General features: G+C 42.9%; 16 protein-coding genes and 1 pseudogene. 3 read left to right on the forward strand and 14 right to left on the reverse strand.

Going from position 1 to position 15,898, the window contains the following annotated elements:
* Positions 1-45 precede the first annotated feature (45 nt).
* A complete protein-coding gene (locus HF881_RS04290; RefSeq protein WP_169446583.1) occupies positions 46-594 on the reverse strand; it encodes a CvpA family protein in 549 nt (182 codons plus the stop codon).
* Positions 591-893 (reverse strand): cell division protein ZapA, encoded by a 303-nt coding sequence (gene zapA / locus HF881_RS04295; RefSeq protein ID WP_125848905.1) that lies wholly within the window; start codon positions 891-893, stop codon positions 591-593. The genes HF881_RS04290 and zapA overlap by 4 nt, the downstream gene beginning before the upstream one ends.
* An 86-nt stretch (positions 894-979) precedes the next feature.
* On the opposite strand from zapA, the gene rnhC reads away from it, so the two are divergent.
* The 3 genes from rnhC to HF881_RS04310 all read left to right on the forward strand — a co-directional run bounded on the left by rnhC (position 980) and on the right by HF881_RS04310 (position 4,994).
* Positions 980-1,861 carry a ribonuclease HIII gene (rnhC, locus tag HF881_RS04300; protein WP_169446584.1) on the forward strand — a complete coding sequence of 294 codons (882 nt, stop codon included), beginning with the start codon at positions 980-982 and terminating at the stop codon, positions 1,859-1,861.
* 3 nt (positions 1,862-1,864) lie between these two features.
* Positions 1,865-2,479, forward strand: coding sequence for a signal peptidase I (gene lepB, locus HF881_RS04305; protein WP_001105831.1), 615 nt, complete (start codon positions 1,865-1,867; stop codon positions 2,477-2,479).
* A 148-nt stretch (positions 2,480-2,627) separates the two neighbouring features.
* A complete protein-coding gene (locus HF881_RS04310; RefSeq protein ID WP_169446585.1) occupies positions 2,628-4,994 on the forward strand; it encodes an ATP-dependent RecD-like DNA helicase in 2,367 nt (788 codons plus the stop codon).
* 47 nt (positions 4,995-5,041) lie between these two features.
* Here HF881_RS04310 and tig read toward each other — a convergent pair whose 3' ends face one another.
* From tig to HF881_RS04370, 12 genes and pseudogenes are all read right to left on the reverse strand, one after another.
* Complete coding sequence (gene tig, locus HF881_RS04315) at positions 5,042-6,325, reverse strand: trigger factor (protein ID WP_169446586.1); 1,284 nt, start codon at positions 6,323-6,325, stop codon at positions 5,042-5,044.
* A gap of 92 nt (positions 6,326-6,417) precedes the next feature.
* A complete protein-coding gene (locus HF881_RS04320; RefSeq protein ID WP_169446587.1) occupies positions 6,418-7,074 on the reverse strand; it encodes a DNA alkylation repair protein in 657 nt (218 codons plus the stop codon).
* Positions 7,075-7,707: a response regulator transcription factor gene (locus HF881_RS04325; protein ID WP_169446588.1), complete on the reverse strand. Its 633-nt coding sequence runs from the start codon at positions 7,705-7,707 to the stop codon at positions 7,075-7,077.
* A 13-nt stretch (positions 7,708-7,720) separates the two neighbouring features.
* The gene (locus HF881_RS04330; protein WP_169446589.1) at positions 7,721-8,716 is read right to left on the reverse strand and encodes a sensor histidine kinase; all 996 of its coding nucleotides are present in this window, start codon (positions 8,714-8,716) and stop codon (positions 7,721-7,723) included.
* Positions 8,713-9,411, reverse strand: a complete 699-nt coding sequence (liaF, locus tag HF881_RS04335) for a cell wall-active antibiotics response protein LiaF (RefSeq protein WP_169446590.1) — start codon at positions 9,409-9,411, stop codon at positions 8,713-8,715. Before liaF ends, HF881_RS04330 begins: the two co-directional genes overlap by 4 nt.
* A gap of 165 nt (positions 9,412-9,576) precedes the next feature.
* The gene (gene fni / locus HF881_RS04340) at positions 9,577-10,578 is read right to left on the reverse strand and encodes a type 2 isopentenyl-diphosphate Delta-isomerase (protein WP_169446591.1); all 1,002 of its coding nucleotides are present in this window, start codon (positions 10,576-10,578) and stop codon (positions 9,577-9,579) included.
* Positions 10,562-11,569, reverse strand: coding sequence for a phosphomevalonate kinase (locus HF881_RS04345; protein ID WP_169446592.1), 1,008 nt, complete (start codon positions 11,567-11,569; stop codon positions 10,562-10,564). Before HF881_RS04345 ends, fni begins: the two co-directional genes overlap by 17 nt.
* 1 nt (position 11,570) lies before the next feature.
* Positions 11,571-12,509, reverse strand: a complete 939-nt coding sequence (gene mvaD, locus HF881_RS04350; RefSeq protein ID WP_169446593.1) for a diphosphomevalonate decarboxylase — start codon at positions 12,507-12,509, stop codon at positions 11,571-11,573.
* Positions 12,491-13,369 (reverse strand): mevalonate kinase, encoded by an 879-nt coding sequence (mvk, locus tag HF881_RS04355; protein ID WP_169446594.1) that lies wholly within the window; start codon positions 13,367-13,369, stop codon positions 12,491-12,493. Before mvk ends, mvaD begins: the two co-directional genes overlap by 19 nt.
* 117 nt (positions 13,370-13,486) lie before the next feature.
* Positions 13,487-14,467, reverse strand: a complete 981-nt coding sequence (locus HF881_RS04360; RefSeq protein WP_169446595.1) for an N-acetylmuramoyl-L-alanine amidase family protein — start codon at positions 14,465-14,467, stop codon at positions 13,487-13,489.
* A 119-nt stretch (positions 14,468-14,586) separates the two neighbouring features.
* Positions 14,587-15,432: pseudogene (locus HF881_RS04365) on the reverse strand (IS630 family transposase).
* A gap of 199 nt (positions 15,433-15,631) precedes the next feature.
* Positions 15,632-15,898 (reverse strand): LPXTG cell wall anchor domain-containing protein (locus HF881_RS04370; protein WP_169446596.1); only part of this gene is annotated, 267 nt, incomplete at its 5' end.

The following is a 15,898-nucleotide window of genomic DNA, read 5'->3' on the forward strand; positions in this document are numbered from 1 at the left end:
GTCGTCCAATCTGTAAACAAAGGGCTAGGAAAAATCCCGCCCTTTTTATCCGATTAAATTTGTCACCCAGAGTTGTTTGATAAAGTTTGTCGTGAAAGGGACACTTTGGATGATGTGTTTAGCTACGATACTTTTTTCAAGTGAATTTTGAATGACTGCCAGAGGCACCGTTGCAAGAATGGTCAAAGCCATTTGCAAGACAAATAAGGTTACCAATAGCGACAATAGGCCTGCTCCGATACGAAACCATTTGACATCTAGCTTTTTAGTTGGAATCAAGTGTAGGAACAAACCGATAAAACGTCCGATAGTGTAACAAATTCCGAAAACTAGAAGGTAGGCTATCCCCGCATAAAAGACCTTATCTAGCTGAAAAAGCTGACCTGAAGGGAAGAAAAAGGTACCCTGTCCTTCCTGAGGATTGGCATAAGGGACAAGCAAGTGAAGTTGATCTCCCAGCGATTTATAAAACTGACTAGCAACAAAGGCTGAAATCACTGCAACGAGAAAATAATAAACTTGCAACACCAAACCTCTACGGTAGCCGATGTAAAAACCCCAAGCTAGAACCAGTAAGAGAAGGATCGAAATCATAGGGAGTCCTCAATCTTGCTCTGTTCTTGTTTGACTGCCACTAGCTTATTTCGAAGGTCTTTAAGCTCCTGCTCCTTATCGTCAAACTCAATCTCACGACTAAGCTGCGTCGATAGGCTGTTAATCGCTAAAAGGAGGGCAACGGTTTCATCATCCGCCCCAGGCATTCGTTCCTTAATTGCTTGGTATTTTTCAGTCGCAACCTTGGCAATTTCCTCCATAAAGAGGTTGTCATGCTCGGTTGTCAAGGTTAATGTCTTTTTCCCGAATGTAAACTTATATCGATTTAGATTTGCCATAAAATTCACCTCACGATATTATACCAAATTTCGCTAACTTTGTCAGTTTTTACCAATTCTCCTGCTTTTATGGTACAATAGAGACTATGGCAAGTATCACACTCACACCAAGTGAACAGGAAATTCAGAGCTTTTTAAGTCAGTATCAGAAGGCTCTCGCTCCTAGTAAAAATCCCTATATCCGCTATTTTTTGAGACTGCCTCAGGCGACTGTTTCCATTTATACTTCTGGGAAAGTCCTCCTGCAGGGCGAAATGGCTGAGCAATACGCCAGTTTCTTTGGTTACCAAGTTCAACAAGAAAAAAGTGGACAAGATTTTCCTATGATTGGAACTGATGAGGTGGGAAATGGTTCCTACTTTGGTGGGCTTGCTGTCGTGGCTTCCTTTGTGACACCTGACCAGCACGACTTCTTGCGAGAACTCGGCGTAGGGGATTCAAAAACCCTGACAGACCAAAAGATTCGTCAGATTGCCCCTATCCTCAAGGAAGAGATCCAGCATCAAGCGCTCCTCCTTTCACCGAGCAAGTACAACGAAGTTATCGGAGAGCGTTACAATGCTGTTTCTGTAAAGGTTGCCCTTCACAATCAGGCTATCTTTCTCCTTCTCCAAAAAAGAGTCCAGCCAGAAAAAATCGTGATTGATGCTTTTACAAGTCCTAAAAACTATAACAAATACTTGGCGCAAGAAGCCAATCATTTTCCAAATAAGATCACTTTGGAAGAAAAAGCCGAGGGAAAATACATAGCTGTCGCAGTCAGCTCCATCATCGCGCGGGATCTCTTCCTAGAAAACTTGGAAAATCTTGGACGAGAACTAGGCTACCAACTGCCAAGCGGCGCTGGAACTGCTTCTGATAAGGTTGCTAGCAAAATCCTTCAAGCCTATGGTATGAAGGGGCTCAACTTCTGTGCCAAACTGCACTTTAAAAATACTGAAAAAGCCAAAGCACTTCTAGAAAGGTAAGTTATGAATTATTTTAAAACATTTCTAAAAGAGTGGGGACTTACGTTCCTTATCATTATACTAGTTGGTCTTAGTCGTCTCTTTCTCTGGACCAATGTCCGTGTGGAAGGACACTCTATGGACCCTACCCTAGCTGATGGTGAGATTCTCTTTGTCGTCAAACACCTCCCTATTAACCGTTTTGACATTGTAGTTGCCCATGAAGATGATGGAAATAAAGACATCGTTAAACGCGTTATCGGCATGCCTGGTGATACCATTCGCTACGAAAACGACAAGCTCTTTATCAACAATCAAGAAACCGACGAACCTTACCTAGCAGACTACCTCCAACAGTTTAAAAATGATAAACTGCAAAATGCCTATTCGGGGAAAGGCTTTGAAGGGGATAAGGGGGTCTATTTTAGAAGTCTAGCCCAGAAAGCTCAAGCCTTTACTGTCGATGTAAATTTCAACACCAGCTTCAGCTTTACCGTACCCGAGGGTGAGTACCTCCTCCTTGGAGATGACCGTTTGGTTTCCAGTGACAGTCGCCATGTCGGGACCTTTAAGGCCAGTCAAATCAAAGGAGAAGCCAAATTCCGTTTCTGGCCACTCAACCGTATCGGAATCTTTTAAAACCAGCAACCAGATGCTGTGATAGTCTTTTTGAGTTAGCTTTTAGGATTAGATTGCAACTTAGCAATATCTTGTATCAAGCCCTAAATCCAAGAAAAGCCTAACTGAGAGCTCTATCCCAGCTCTTTTTCTATCAAAAAGGAAACCTATGGAAGTTTATTTTTCAGGCACCATTGAACGCATTATTTTTGAAAATCCCAGTAATTTTTATCGCATACTCCTCCTAGATATCGAAGATACCAATGCGGAGGACTTTGACGATTTTGAAATCATCGTTACGGGAACTATGGCTGACGTGATTGAGGGCGAAGACTACACTTTTTGGGGGCAAATCGTTCAGCACTCCAAGTACGGAGAACAACTGCAAATCAGCCGTTATGAGCGGGCAAAACCAACTAAAAATGGGCTAGTAAAGTACTTTTCCAGTAGCCATTTCAAGGGAATTGGTCTCAAAACGGCTCAAAAAATCGTAGATAGCTATGGTGAAAATACCATAGACGAAATTCTGGAGCATCCTGAAAAACTGGAAAGCATTGCAGGACTCTCTGCCAAAAATCGTGAAGCTTTCCTCTCTACCCTCCGTCTCAACTATGGGACAGAGATGGTCTTGGCAAAACTTGCTAACTACGGCATTCCCAATAAACTAGCCTTTCAGATTCAAGACTTTTACAAGGAAGAAACGCTGGATATTGTCGAAAACTATCCCTACCAACTGGTTGAAGATATCAAGGGCTTGGGTTTTACCATTGCTGACCAACTAGCGGAGGAACTTGGCATCGAAAGTCAGGCTCCTGAGCGCTTCCGTGCTGGCCTTGTCCACAGTCTCTTTCAAGGCTGTATGGATACGGGTGATACCTATATGGAGGCTCGAGATTTACTGGAACAGACCCTGACTCTCCTCGAGTCTTCCCGTCCCGTGGAATTGGACCCCAGCCAAGTTGCCCAAGAGCTTTCCTACCTCATCGAAGAAGACAAGGTTCAGCAGATTGATACCAAAATCTTTGATAACAGTCTCTTTTTCGCCGAAGAAGGCATTCGCAGTCACTTGATTCGTATCCTTGAAAAAGGAAAGCAGAAAAGTCAGGATTTAGAAACCATTCAAAAGCATATCGCTAGTGTTGAGGAAGAACTAGGTATCCAATACGATGACATTCAAAAGCAGGCTATCTGCGATGCCATCCAGAACAAGGTCTTTATCCTAACAGGTGGGCCTGGTACAGGTAAGACGACTGTTATCAATGGGATTATCGCTGTTTATGCCCTTTTAGAAGGACTTGACCTCAGGAAAAAAAGCAATCTGCCTATCCTTCTTGCTGCTCCAACTGGTCGAGCGGCTCGGCGCATGAATGAATTGACAGGTTTGCCTAGCGCTACTATACACCGCCACTTGGGAATGACAGGTGACGATGATACCAGCCATCTGGAAGATTATCTGGATGCTGACTTTATCATTGTAGATGAGTTTTCCATGGTAGATACTTGGTTAGCCAACCAACTCTTCTCCAACATCTCTTCTAACAGTAAAATTCTCATCGTGGGTGATAGCGACCAGCTGCCTTCTGTCAGTCCTGGACAAGTCCTAGCTGACCTGCTCCAGATACCCCTGATTCCGCAGACACGTTTGGAACGGATTTATCGTCAGAGCGAGGAATCAACTATCGTTACCTTGGCTAGCCAGATTCGACAAGGCATCTTGCCAACTGACTTTACTCAGAAAAAAGCAGACCGCTCCTACTTTGAAATCGCTAGTGGTCATATCCCAGCTACCATTGAGAAGATCCTCGGTGCCGCCCTCAGAAGTGCCATTCCGGCTCGTGATATTCAGGTGCTAGCGCCTATGTATCGAGGTACTGCTGGTATTGATGCCATCAACCAACTCATGCAAGACCTGCTCAATCCTCTTCAAAAGGGACAGGTTAGCTTTGAAACAACTCAGTGTCACTATCGAACAGGGGACAAGGTCATTCACCTAGTCAACGACGCTGAAGTCAATGTCTTTAACGGAGACCTAGGCTACATCACAGACCTGATTTCTGGAAAATACACCGAGTCCAAACAAGACGAGATTGTCATTGATTTTGATGGCAATGAGGTCGTCTACCCACGTAACGAATGGTACAAGATTCGACTGGCCTATGCCATGAGTATCCATAAGTCTCAGGGAAGTGAGTTTCCCGTCGTCATCCTGCCTATCACCAGTGCTAGCAAGCGCATGCTGGAACGCAATCTCATCTACACAGCTATCACACGTGCCAAGAGCAAGCTTATCCTTCTTGGTGAATTACAGGCCTTTGACTATGCAGTCAAGCATATCGGGACTGCCCGCAAGACCTATCTGATTGAGCGTTTTCAGGACCTGATAGAAAAGACTGACCAAACCAACCCAGCCCCTAGCGAAACGACAAATCATGAGAATTCTCCTCTATCCTACATCCTCACTGAGGAAAACTGGTCTAGCATCCCAGCAATGATTGGGATTACAGATGCAGACCTTAAAGAGATTTTTGGAAAATAGAGTATCAGAAAACCCACCTAGTCAGGTGGGCTTTTTATCTTTCAAGATTATTTTACTGTTGCTGTATTTGTGATCAATTCAACAGCTTTTTTGATTGCGATATCGTGTTTCAACATATCAGCTGAAAGCAAGTTTTGAACTTGCGCAACTTCCATGTTGTAAGTTGCTGCCAATTGTTCGATTTCTTTTTGGATTTCTTCTTCAGTAGCGTCAAATCCTTCAGCCTTCGCAACTGCTTCAATAACAAGGTTAGTCTTAGTGCGTGACTCAGCTTCTGCTTCGTATTGTTTGTGAAGGTCTTCTTGAGTAGTTCCAGTGATTTGGAAGTACATGTCAGGGTTGATACCTTGACGTTGCAAGTTTCCAAGGAATTCATTTACTGAGCGGTGAACTTCTTCGTGGATCATTTCTTCTGGAAGTTCTACGATCTCAGCGTTTTCTACAGCTTTATCGATTGCTGCGCCTTCAAGGGCATCTTTGTATGCTTCTTCTTTCGCAGCAGTCAATTCTTTGCGGTATTTTTCTTTCAATTCGTCAAGTGTTTCCACTTCTTCGTCGATGTCTTTTGCAAGTTCATCGTCAAGAGCTGGAACTTCTTTGGCTTTTACTTCGTGGATAGTTGTCACGAATTTAGCTTCTTTACCTGCAAGGTCTTCTGCTTGGTAGTCTTCTGGGAATGTTACGACAACGTCAACAGTTTCGCCAGCTGAGTGTCCAACCAATTGGTCTTCAAAACCAGGGATAAATTGACCTGATCCAAGTCCAAGTGAGAAGTTTTCACCTTTTCCACCGTCAAATTCAACACCGTCGATAGAACCAACGAAGTCAATGACAACAGTGTCGCCATTTTCAGCAGCAGCTTCCTTGATCACCAATTCAGCCAAGTTGTTGCGTTCGCGTTCAATACGCTCTTCAACATCAGCGTCTGTTACTTCTTTTTCTACATCTACTGATACTTCAAGGTTTTTGTAGTCGCCCAATTTTACTTCAGGTTTTGTCACGACTTCAGCAGTGATGACCCAGTCTTGACCTTTTTCCATTGAAGTCACGTCAATTTTTGGTTGTGCAACTACTTCAAGACCAGCTTCTTTTACTGCAGCCTCATAAGCATTTGGCAAAAGAGCGTTCAACACATCTTGGTAAAGTGTTTCTTCACCAAATTTTTTATCAAAGATAGGACGTGGAAGGTGACCTTTACGGAAACCTGGAACGTTAAGAGTTTTCTTTACTGAGTTAAATACACGATCCACTTCTGGTTTGATTTGGCCTTGAGAGATAGTGAAAGTCAAGACACCACGGTTTGTTTCTTTGTTTTCAAATGATACAGACATTCTGTCATTTCTCCTTAAAATTTTTTAAATACAGTCTATTATAACATAAACGGGCGACTTTTTTCAAGTAATGAATACGCTTTTCAACGATGCTAAAGGTATTTGCTGGCTTCCTTGATACTAAGTTCAGCCATTTTTTCCTTGTTTTTTTCGATAAAACTTGCTACCCAGTCTGGATTGGTTTTGGAGTAGTCTCTTAGTGCCCAGCCGATGGCTTTGTTAATAAAAAATTCTGTCTGGTCCAGATTGTTTAGCAGGATTTTTCCCATCAGTCGGACATCGGTTTTCTCTTTTCTTAACAACTGGTGATCAATAGCGACGCGTCTCAGCCATATATTGTCTGATAGGCTCCATTTTAAAATCACTTCTTCAAGTTCCGGATGGTCGGCTACCAAACTCCCTACTACTCGGTCTAGGATATCTACCGTGTCCCACCAAGACTTGGTCACGACTAGATGCTCAAGCTTAGGCAAATCATCCTTCGTTAGATAAGACTGCATGGCTTTCAAATAGTTGGCCGCCACATATTGGTATTCTCTAGGTTCCTTTTCCCAGCAAGTGTCCACAAAATCCCAATCGATGATCTTTGTTTTTTTCGCACTTGGAAAGTATTTTTTATAAAGGACATTTCTTTCAGGAGCTGCAATACCTAGAAAGGAAAATTGATGGCGCATATAGGCTTCCATGGGGCCTGCTTTTTCTGGATTTTTTGCCGCTTCTAGCTCCTCAAGTAAATCTGAAAGACTCATCTAAAAGTCCTCCTGCCCGACCAAGTGGTGCTGAAAGGCGTAGACCGCTGCCTGGGTGCGATCGCTGACCTCAAGTTTGGCAAGGATATTGGACACATGGGTCTTGACCGTCTTGAGAGAGATAAAGAGTTCATCTGCGATGCGCTGATTTTCATAGCCCTTGGCGATCAGTTGAAGCACATCTCGTTCACGCGCAGTCAATTCCTCATGAAGTTCGATATGATTGCGGTGGTATTCAACCTTCTTGCTGACCTCTTGCTCAATAGCCAGCTCCCCAGCAGCCACCTTACGGACAGCATGGAGCAATTCGTCTGCACTAGAAGTCTTGAGCATATAGCCTTTGGCACCAGCATTCAAGACTGGCATGATTTTTTCATTGTCCAAGTAGGAGGTCACAATCAAGATCTTGGCTTCAGGCCATTCTTTGAGGATGGCCAAGGTTGCATCAATCCCATTCATTTCAGGCATAACAATATCCATGACAATGACATCTGGACGCAATTCCAAGGCCAAGTCAATACCTTGAGCCCCATTGGCCGCCTCGCCCACAACTTCTACATCGTCTTGGAGGTCAAAATAGCTTTTCAAGCCCAATCGGACCATTTCATGGTCATCTACCAGTAAAATTTTCATCTCTACTCCTTTATCATTCCTTGTCTAGCAGAGGAATACGGATATCAACTGCCAATCCTTGCTTTGGAGCTGTCAAAAGTTGAACCGTTCCTGCCATATCTTCAACCCGCTCCTTGATATTTCGCAGTCCATAACTCAAGTCGTCTAAACTCCCTAACTGGAAACCAATCCCATTATCCACTACCTTCAGCTGCAATTCAACATCTGTCTGATAGAGGTAGACATCTAGGCAAGAGGCCTGGGCATGGCGGAGGGTATTGCTGATCAACTCCTGCAAAATACGGAAGATATGCTCTTCGATTTTCTTAGGCAATTTAGACACATTTTGCTTGAGACTGACCTTGAGATCGCTCTTGTCCTCAAGCTCTTTTAAGAGGATTTGAATCCCCTCAACCAAACTCTTCTCTTCCAACTCAACTGGTCGCAAATGCAAGAGCAAGACCCGCAGATCTTTCTGGGCTGTTTCGAGGATGGCCGCGACACTTTGCAACTGGGTCTGCATCTTTTCTCTATCAAGCTTCAAAGCCTGCTGGCTGACACCTGATAAAATCATATGGGCCGCAAACAACTCCTGACTAACCGTATCGTGTAAGTCACGTGCTATCCGCTTCCGTTCTTTCTCGATGATTGCTTCTTCCTTAACTAAGGTTTGATTTTCAGCCTTTTGAACAGCTTCTGTCAAGAGATTGAGCTTGCCAGACAAGGACTTGAAACTCGCATCCAAGTCTGGATCTGCAAAAGAAACCACCTCTTTTCCTGCTAGCAGTCGCTTGAGATTGACCTGCATTTTTCTGCGAGAGACTTCTTCTATCATGCGCCAAAAGAGGACAAAAAAGAAGGTCATGGAAAGGCTAAAGACAAAGATCAAGAAGATTATTTTCTCTGTTTTCTCAATATCTTGTATCAAATAGGACCAATCAAGATTTAAAATATCAAGTAAACTATTGGTCAAAAAGAGGATAAAGAGGAGAGAAGTCAGCCCGATTAACAGATACGATTGCTTTTTCATCCTCTGACCACCTCCACATCACCAACCATACTGGTTAGGAAAATTTTGACGCTCTTGTTACTCTTGAGGTAATCTCTGGTTTCCTGATGATAGTGTTCATTACGAAGGGCTCGCTTGGGTTGATGGAGGAAAGTTAAATCTCCATAGAGGCAGTTGACACTGAGACTAATTTCCACATCTACAGGTACGATAATCCTAGTCGTTCCGATTATCTTTCTAAGGATAATGACATTGTCATGATTGGTTAGGATGACTCTTTCTAGATGAATGGTGTCCTTGCCCATGAGGCGAAAGAGATTGATATCATCAAACTGGCAGGTCTGGTGACTAGAGAAATGATGGAGATTGCCAAACCAGCGATTTTTTTCATTTTTAACCGTCACCACCTCCTCAAAGACCAAGTCGGTCTCCTCTCTTTCTTGGTTCATCATTGGGTAAAGAAGAAAGAGACTATAGATAACTGCCACAAAGATGGCTAAAATCACAAAGGGATTGAGCATGACGATGAAAAAGAAAAGAATGGTCGCTACAAGGAGGAAAACGTTGTTTCCCTCTTTACCTGTATAATAGCGCAGCAAGAGCAAAAAGAGGAATAGAATCAGCAGAAAACGCGAAAAATGCTCTGATACCATCAAAATCAGAGCTCCCGTCAAAAGACAGGCTTCAATAAATAAAAAGATTTGAAATTTTTTCATAGCTACATCCTCTCTTTTCTATTTTATCACAATTCAAAAAAGTCACCTCGGTCTGAGGATGGAAAAAGGCAGTGGGATAGAAATGCTCGTAGAAGCTAAGTTCCATCTATCCACTACGGTTGACAAAGAGATACAAAAAAGGGCGGGATTCTTGTCCCGACCTCTTTATATCTGATCATTCGCTTCTTTTAGTTTTCCATATAGAATGTAGTCTACGTTTTGCAGATCAGCTATGGTGGCACAATTAAGGGCACACATAATCAAGCGCAGATCTTCTTTCCATCCTTGGACAATGCCAATCACTTCTTCGACGGTGTAGCTTTCAACCAATTCCAGAACGGTACGTGACAGTCCCACAGCCTTGGCGCCAAATACCAAGCACTTAATCATATCAAGCGGGTTCCGAACGCCTCCACTGACCAAGAGTTCGACCTTATCTTTCCAGTCTTGGGCATTGAGAAGGGCTTGCATAGTGGACTGCCCCCACTGATTGAGGTAATCACGCTGACCACTGCGACGGTTTTCGATATAGGCAAAGCTGGTGCCACCACGACCTGACAGGTCAAAGGTTTGAACACCCAGTTCATAGGCTCTCTCGATGGTCTTGACATCCATGCCAAAACCGACTTCCTTTAAAATGATGGGAACTGGGATTTGCTTGCAATAGTCTGCCAGATGCGATTGCCAGCTTCGAAACTTTCTTTCTCCCTCGGGCATGAGTAATTCCTGCATGACATTGACATGCACTTGCAGAAGGAGAGGATTCATCGCTTCTACAGTCTGAAGTCCCAACTCAACAGGCTTGTCCAATCCAATATTGGTTCCAAGGAGGAGCTTTGGATAGCTAGATTTGACAGAAAAAGAGTCATCTGTAGGATTTTTTAGAGCTGCACTATAAGAACCTGTCACAAATAAAATCCCACAGGCTTCTGCCACCTGAGCTAGTTTTTGATTGATTTCTTTACCTTTTTCGCTCCCACCCGTCATGGCATTGATATAAAAAGGAAAGTCCCACTTTCGACCTGCAAATTCTGTCGAAAGATCGATTTCATCTAGGTCATAAAGCGGTAGCGAAGAGTGGATTAACTCAACCTCATCAAAGCTATTATAGGAACTTTTCTGCTCAAGGGCATAGCGGATATGCTCGTCCTTACGATTTGTCGTCATGTCCTATCCTTTCTTGGTATAAGAGCTCAATCCCCAGATTGGCCCAACGATTTTTTAAGGTTTCGGTTGATTGCACATCAAAACTCAAGGCAATGCCACAGTCACCACCACCAGCCCCGCTACTCTTGGCAACGGCCTGTAAATCTTGGCTTGCTTCTTTCAGCTGTCTAAGCGAAGGCGTGTAAATATCTGCGCTCAAGCCTTCTAAAAGCTGGCTGGCTGTTTCCACCTGATTAATTATTTCTTCTGCTCTCCCCTGCTCCAAGGCATCTACCAAAGTAACCACTGTTGCTTTTGAAGAAGTTAAAAAGTTCTGGTCTATGTTTTGCTTGATTTGCTGAACCATTTGACTCGATACAGCCACTTCCTTAGTCCATCCCACTAGGAAATCACATTCTAGACCTGGTTGCACTTGTGAGATAGAAAAGCCCCAGTCGCGCTCCAAAACTGTCGCCAAGTTTTCTGCTTCCAACCACGCAGCCACCTTTTGGCGATCAAAAGACTGGTAGAGAACCAAATCCTCTGCCGCAATACAAGCAAGGTCTCCCATGGAACCATTGTCTCCTCGCTTGAGCAAAACAGCGCTAGCTAACTTGAATAAGAGTTCCTGATCAACCGTAATATCATATAGAGCCAGCAGAGCCTTGATAACCAAGACAACGACGCTGCCGCTAGAACCCAGACCGAACTTTTTCCCTTCCCGTTCCATTTTTCCACGGATTTCCAAGGAAAAAGGTTGCAAAGCCTGACCACGAACAGCGAGGAAGTCATCCATCAAAGCGATCGTTTCTTGAATCAAGCTATAGGCAGGATTTGGCGTCAAGTCCACTGCGAAATCAAACATATCTGAATAGATATGGTAGCTATCAGAAAAGGCAATCTCAGCCCTCATATAGATGGGGATGGCCTTTATCAAGGCTAACTGTCCTGACTCTAAAATAGCATACTCCCCTGCCCAATAAAGCTTTCCGCAAGTTTTAACAGCAATCATCTTAGCTCAAATCCTTTGTTTTTGACACAATTAAGCGGTAACGTCGACCGAAGATTTCTGATAAATGCTCCAAGTCTTTCTCCTGACAGAGGACCTTGACATTGGGACCGGCATCCATGGTAAAGTAGCAGGCCTCCCCTTGCTCACGAAGTTGACGGACAAAGTCCATAGCTTCATAAGTCGCATCCGTTAGATAAGAAAAGGCTGGACTAGCAGTTTTGGTCGTAGCGTGCATGGCTAGGGCATTTCTCTCCGTTAATTCTCCAACCTTGGCAAAATCATTCTCTTTGAGGTAAACCAGCATATCCTGATAGTCCTTTTCAGACTGACGCACCCAGTCATCAAAGGTCGTCGAGGTTTCCACACAGAGTTTCATCCCATCACGGCTAGAGATTGGTTTTTTCTTATCCTCTAGCACCAACATAATCATAGCTAGTTTCAGGTCTGTATCAACAGAGTAAATTTCCCCACTATCCTTATCCCAGGCACCCAGTGGTCCATAAAAACTCCGAGAGGAAGAGCCTGAGGCAAACTTAGCCTCCTGCGCTAACTGGCCTCTATCCAATCCAAGTTTGAAATAGGCATTGCAAGCCTTGACCAAGGCGGACAAACCACTAGAACTGGAGGACAAACCCGCTGCAGTAGGCATGTTGTTTTGAGTATCAATACGGACAAATCCCTCACCTTCTGGACGGTATCGGTCGATGATTTTACTCATCTTGGCATGCTCCGCCTCATTTTGGAGCTGACCATTGATATAAAAGGCATCAGTCGTCGCATGGGCTGGCAGAGGCGACAAGGTCGTCTCTGTGTACATATTTTCCAAAGTCAGAGAGATGCTGCTAGTAGCAGGAACCATCTCTTTTTCTTTTTTCTTTCCCCAATATTTGATAATGGCAATATTTGCGTAGGAACGTACTGTTACAGGCTTTCGATCCATGTCTGAACAGCTCCTTTCTCTTCTAATCGTTTTGCTAGTTCTTGAGCGTGTGTCAAATTGGTTGCCAAGGCTATGATACAGCCTCCTAGCCCACCACCACTCATCTTAGCACCTAGAGCACCATGGCTAAGAGCCGTTTCAACGAGGGAGTCTGCCTCAGGGCTGCTGACACCAATTTCTTTTAAATGTAAATGCGCTTGACTGAGGATTTTTCCCAGTCCTTCAGCATCTTTTCGTCTAATCGCATCTTCTGCCTGCTGGGTCAATTCTCCCAAGGCATGCAAAAACGGCAGAGCATCCTTACCCTTGCTTTGAACCACTTGGATGGCTTCACGAGTGTGACCATACACGCCCGTGTCAGCAATCACCAAATAGGCAGATAGATCCATCTCAAGCTCTGTAAATCCAACGTTTTTAATAAAGCGAATAGGTCGATCACTGAGACAAGTCTTGGCATCCAACCCGCTTGGATTCATATGGGCAATCATCTCAGCTCGATTGACCAAGATTTCTAGTACATCATGAGGCAGGTCGGCCTGATAGTAGTCAAAAACAGCTCGAATGGCCGCTATGCTGATAGCTGCTGACGAACCCATTCCCCGTTTTTCAGGGATAGCCGAGTCAATCTGACAACGAATGCAAGCATCTTTAATATCCAAATACTCCAGTGAAGCATAAACCGCCATGGACAAGGTATCCTCCTCATAAAGACGCCACGGGCTTTCAGCAGGGACCACCTTGCAAGTCACTTCCACCTCTACGAGAGGTAGGGAAATGGCAGGATAGCCATAGACGACAGCATGCTCCCCTATTAAAATAATCTTACTATGTGCCTGACCGACACCAATTTTTTTTGTCATGTTTTCCTTCAACCAGACGAAAAGACCGTCTCATTTCATACAGTAGTATTTTCTCCTATCTATTTTATTATATTTTCACAAAAAAAGCGATTGTTTCCTTCACAATCGCCTCTTTCATTATTGAACCCATTCGCCATTATAGTTGACGTAGTAGCCATCCACTCTTGTACTAACTGCTAAAGTACCTGAACTATAAGCATAGTACCATTTGCCATTGACCTGGAACCAACCTGTCTTCATAGCACCATTTGGCTGGTCTAAATAATACCAAGTCGAACCATCCTTAATCCAACCAGTCGCCATGACTCCTGATGAACGGAGGTAGTACCACTTGTTACCGACATAAGCCCACCCCGTCTTCATATCGCCATTACTTGCGTTTAGATAATACCATGTTGAACCTTCCTGATACCAGCCCGTTGCCATGGCTCCTGATGAACGGAGATAGTACCACTTGTTGCCAAGATATTTCCAACCAGTTTGCATAATTCCAGTTTCTGGGTCTAGGTAGTACCAAGTCGAATCATCGTTTATCCAACCCGCACGTCTTTCACCACCAAGGTAGTCTTTCCCTAAATGACCTGTTTTTGCTAGGTAATACCAGTTAGATTGATCGTAGAGCCAACCTGTCTTTAAAGAATGATCTTCATTAAAGTAATAATTTGCTAATTTAAGAACTTCTGGGCCTTCAAAGCCTTCACCATGTTTTTTACCAACAGTTAATGAATCCTTAACCTCTAATTGTTGCCAGCCAACAAATTCTTGAAGTACCCCATCTTGATCAAAATAGTACCACTTCTGTTGAAGGCCAATTTCGAAAACTGGACGATTATCAAATAAATCATCACGATAACCCGTCCCAGGAATTTCTAAGTATTGCCAGCCGACTACCATTTCTCCATCATCATCAAAATAGTACATTTTACCGTCTATTTTATGCCAATAGATCGCTTTATGGTCATCTTTTATATAATATCTTCTATTGTCCTTATCAACAAACTGTCCACCCGTGGTATCCGCCAATACGGTACTTGTCGCTAGCAAAGTAAAGAAAAAGACAGCTAGAGCAGCTTGCAACATTTTTTTCAAAAATTTCATTAGATCTTTCCTCCTGCAAGAATTATATTAAAAATTAAATTGTATGTCAATATGACGGCCTTAAAATCATGTATAGTAGATTGAATCTAGAATCGTACAATATCGCTTCTAAAATATAGTCAATTGAAACAAGCACAGGACAAAAGAGCCTCGAAAAAGTATTACAACTTGGTAATACCTTTTTGAGGTGCTTTTTGATATGAGCCCATGTTTTCTCAATAGGATTGTACTCAGGTGAGTAGGGAGGAAGAGGTAAAAGTTTATGCCCAAACTCTTCACACAAGAGTTCTAGCCTACCCATTCTATGGAATCTTGCATTATCCATAATAATAACTGATGGTGTATTTAATATTGGTAAGAGAAACTTCTGAAACCAAGCTTCAAAAAAGTCGCTCGTCATTGTTTCTTCGTAAGTCATTGGAGCGATTAATTCACCATTTGTTAGCCCTGCAACCAAAGAAACCCTCTGATATCTTCTTCCAGATACTTTACCTCTTATTAACTGGCCTTTTAATGAGCAACCATGTTCTCGATAAAAATAAGTATCGAATCCTGTTTCGTCAATATAAACAGGTGCTAAATGCTTTAAACTATTAAAACTTTTAAGAAATAAAGCTACTTTTTCTGGGTCTTGTTCATAGTAGGTGCGGCTCTTTTTTTCGAGTGTAGCCAATAGCTTTGAGAGCATAGTGGATGGTAGTTGGATGCCAGCCAAATTCAGAAGCTATTTCAGTCAAATAAGCGTCTAGATTGTCAGTAAGATAGTTTTTAAGTCTATCTCTATCAACTTTTCTTGGTTTTGTTCCTTTTACTTGATGGTTTAGCTCTCCTGTTTTCTCTTTCAGCTTTAACCAGCCATAAATGGTATTACGTGAGATTTGGAAAACGTGTGATGCTTCTGTTACACTACCTGTTCGCTCACAATAGCAGAGAACTTTTTTACGAAAATCTATTGAATATACTATAAGAATATTATACCATATTATTTGCTATTTTTGGTTCATTTTACTATAAATTTTTAACATTTCAAAGATCTGTAAGACTGACATTTCACCATTTTCCTAATCATTATCCATCAAAAAAACCGTAAGAATTTCTTCTTACGGTTTTTCTAGCAAGCTCATAGAATCAAGATTCTCAAGTTTGCTTTATCCGAGTAATATTTTACTCTTCTTCCTTGCGTTTTTTAGCGAGGAGAAGTCCACCTGTCGCTGCTGCAAGTAGTGCTAGACCAAGTGAAGCATTAGATTGCTCTGTACCAGTATTTGGCAATTCTTTCGCTCCAGCTTTCTTAGCTAATTGGTTAGCAGCTGACTCTTTAGTTGCTTTCTTAACAGTATTCTCACTTGCAATTACTGCTACTGAACCATCTGGGAAGGTTACTGTGGCTGTACCATCGTTGCCTACTTCTACCTTGCTTGCTGTTGGGTT

Origin of the sequence: Streptococcus sp. WB01_FAA12 (genome assembly GCF_012843315.1) — a bacterium.
Classification (GTDB): domain Bacteria; phylum Bacillota; class Bacilli; order Lactobacillales; family Streptococcaceae; genus Streptococcus.

Excerpts from the sequence above, each read along its gene's own strand:
- HF881_RS04290 (WP_169446583.1), bottom strand. The coding sequence starts at position 594 with ATGATTTCGATCCTTCTCTTACTGGTTCTAGCTTGGGGTTTTTACATC.
- zapA (WP_125848905.1), bottom strand. The coding sequence starts at position 893 with ATGGCAAATCTAAATCGATATAAGTTTACATTCGGGAAAAAGACATTA.
- rnhC (WP_169446584.1), top strand. The coding sequence starts at position 980 with ATGGCAAGTATCACACTCACACCAAGTGAACAGGAAATTCAGAGCTTT.
- lepB (WP_001105831.1), top strand. The coding sequence starts at position 1,865 with ATGAATTATTTTAAAACATTTCTAAAAGAGTGGGGACTTACGTTCCTT.
- HF881_RS04310 (WP_169446585.1), top strand. The coding sequence starts at position 2,628 with ATGGAAGTTTATTTTTCAGGCACCATTGAACGCATTATTTTTGAAAAT.
- tig (WP_169446586.1), bottom strand. The coding sequence starts at position 6,325 with ATGTCTGTATCATTTGAAAACAAAGAAACAAACCGTGGTGTCTTGACT.
- HF881_RS04320 (WP_169446587.1), bottom strand. The coding sequence starts at position 7,074 with ATGAGTCTTTCAGATTTACTTGAGGAGCTAGAAGCGGCAAAAAATCCA.
- HF881_RS04325 (WP_169446588.1), bottom strand. The coding sequence starts at position 7,707 with ATGAAAATTTTACTGGTAGATGACCATGAAATGGTCCGATTGGGCTTG.
- HF881_RS04330 (WP_169446589.1), bottom strand. The coding sequence starts at position 8,716 with ATGAAAAAGCAATCGTATCTGTTAATCGGGCTGACTTCTCTCCTCTTT.
- liaF (WP_169446590.1), bottom strand. The coding sequence starts at position 9,411 with ATGAAAAAATTTCAAATCTTTTTATTTATTGAAGCCTGTCTTTTGACG.
- fni (WP_169446591.1), bottom strand. The coding sequence starts at position 10,578 with ATGACGACAAATCGTAAGGACGAGCATATCCGCTATGCCCTTGAGCAG.
- HF881_RS04345 (WP_169446592.1), bottom strand. The coding sequence starts at position 11,569 with ATGATTGCTGTTAAAACTTGCGGAAAGCTTTATTGGGCAGGGGAGTAT.
- mvaD (WP_169446593.1), bottom strand. The coding sequence starts at position 12,509 with ATGGATCGAAAGCCTGTAACAGTACGTTCCTACGCAAATATTGCCATT.
- mvk (WP_169446594.1), bottom strand. The coding sequence starts at position 13,369 with ATGACAAAAAAAATTGGTGTCGGTCAGGCACATAGTAAGATTATTTTA.
- HF881_RS04360 (WP_169446595.1), bottom strand. The coding sequence starts at position 14,467 with ATGAAATTTTTGAAAAAAATGTTGCAAGCTGCTCTAGCTGTCTTTTTC.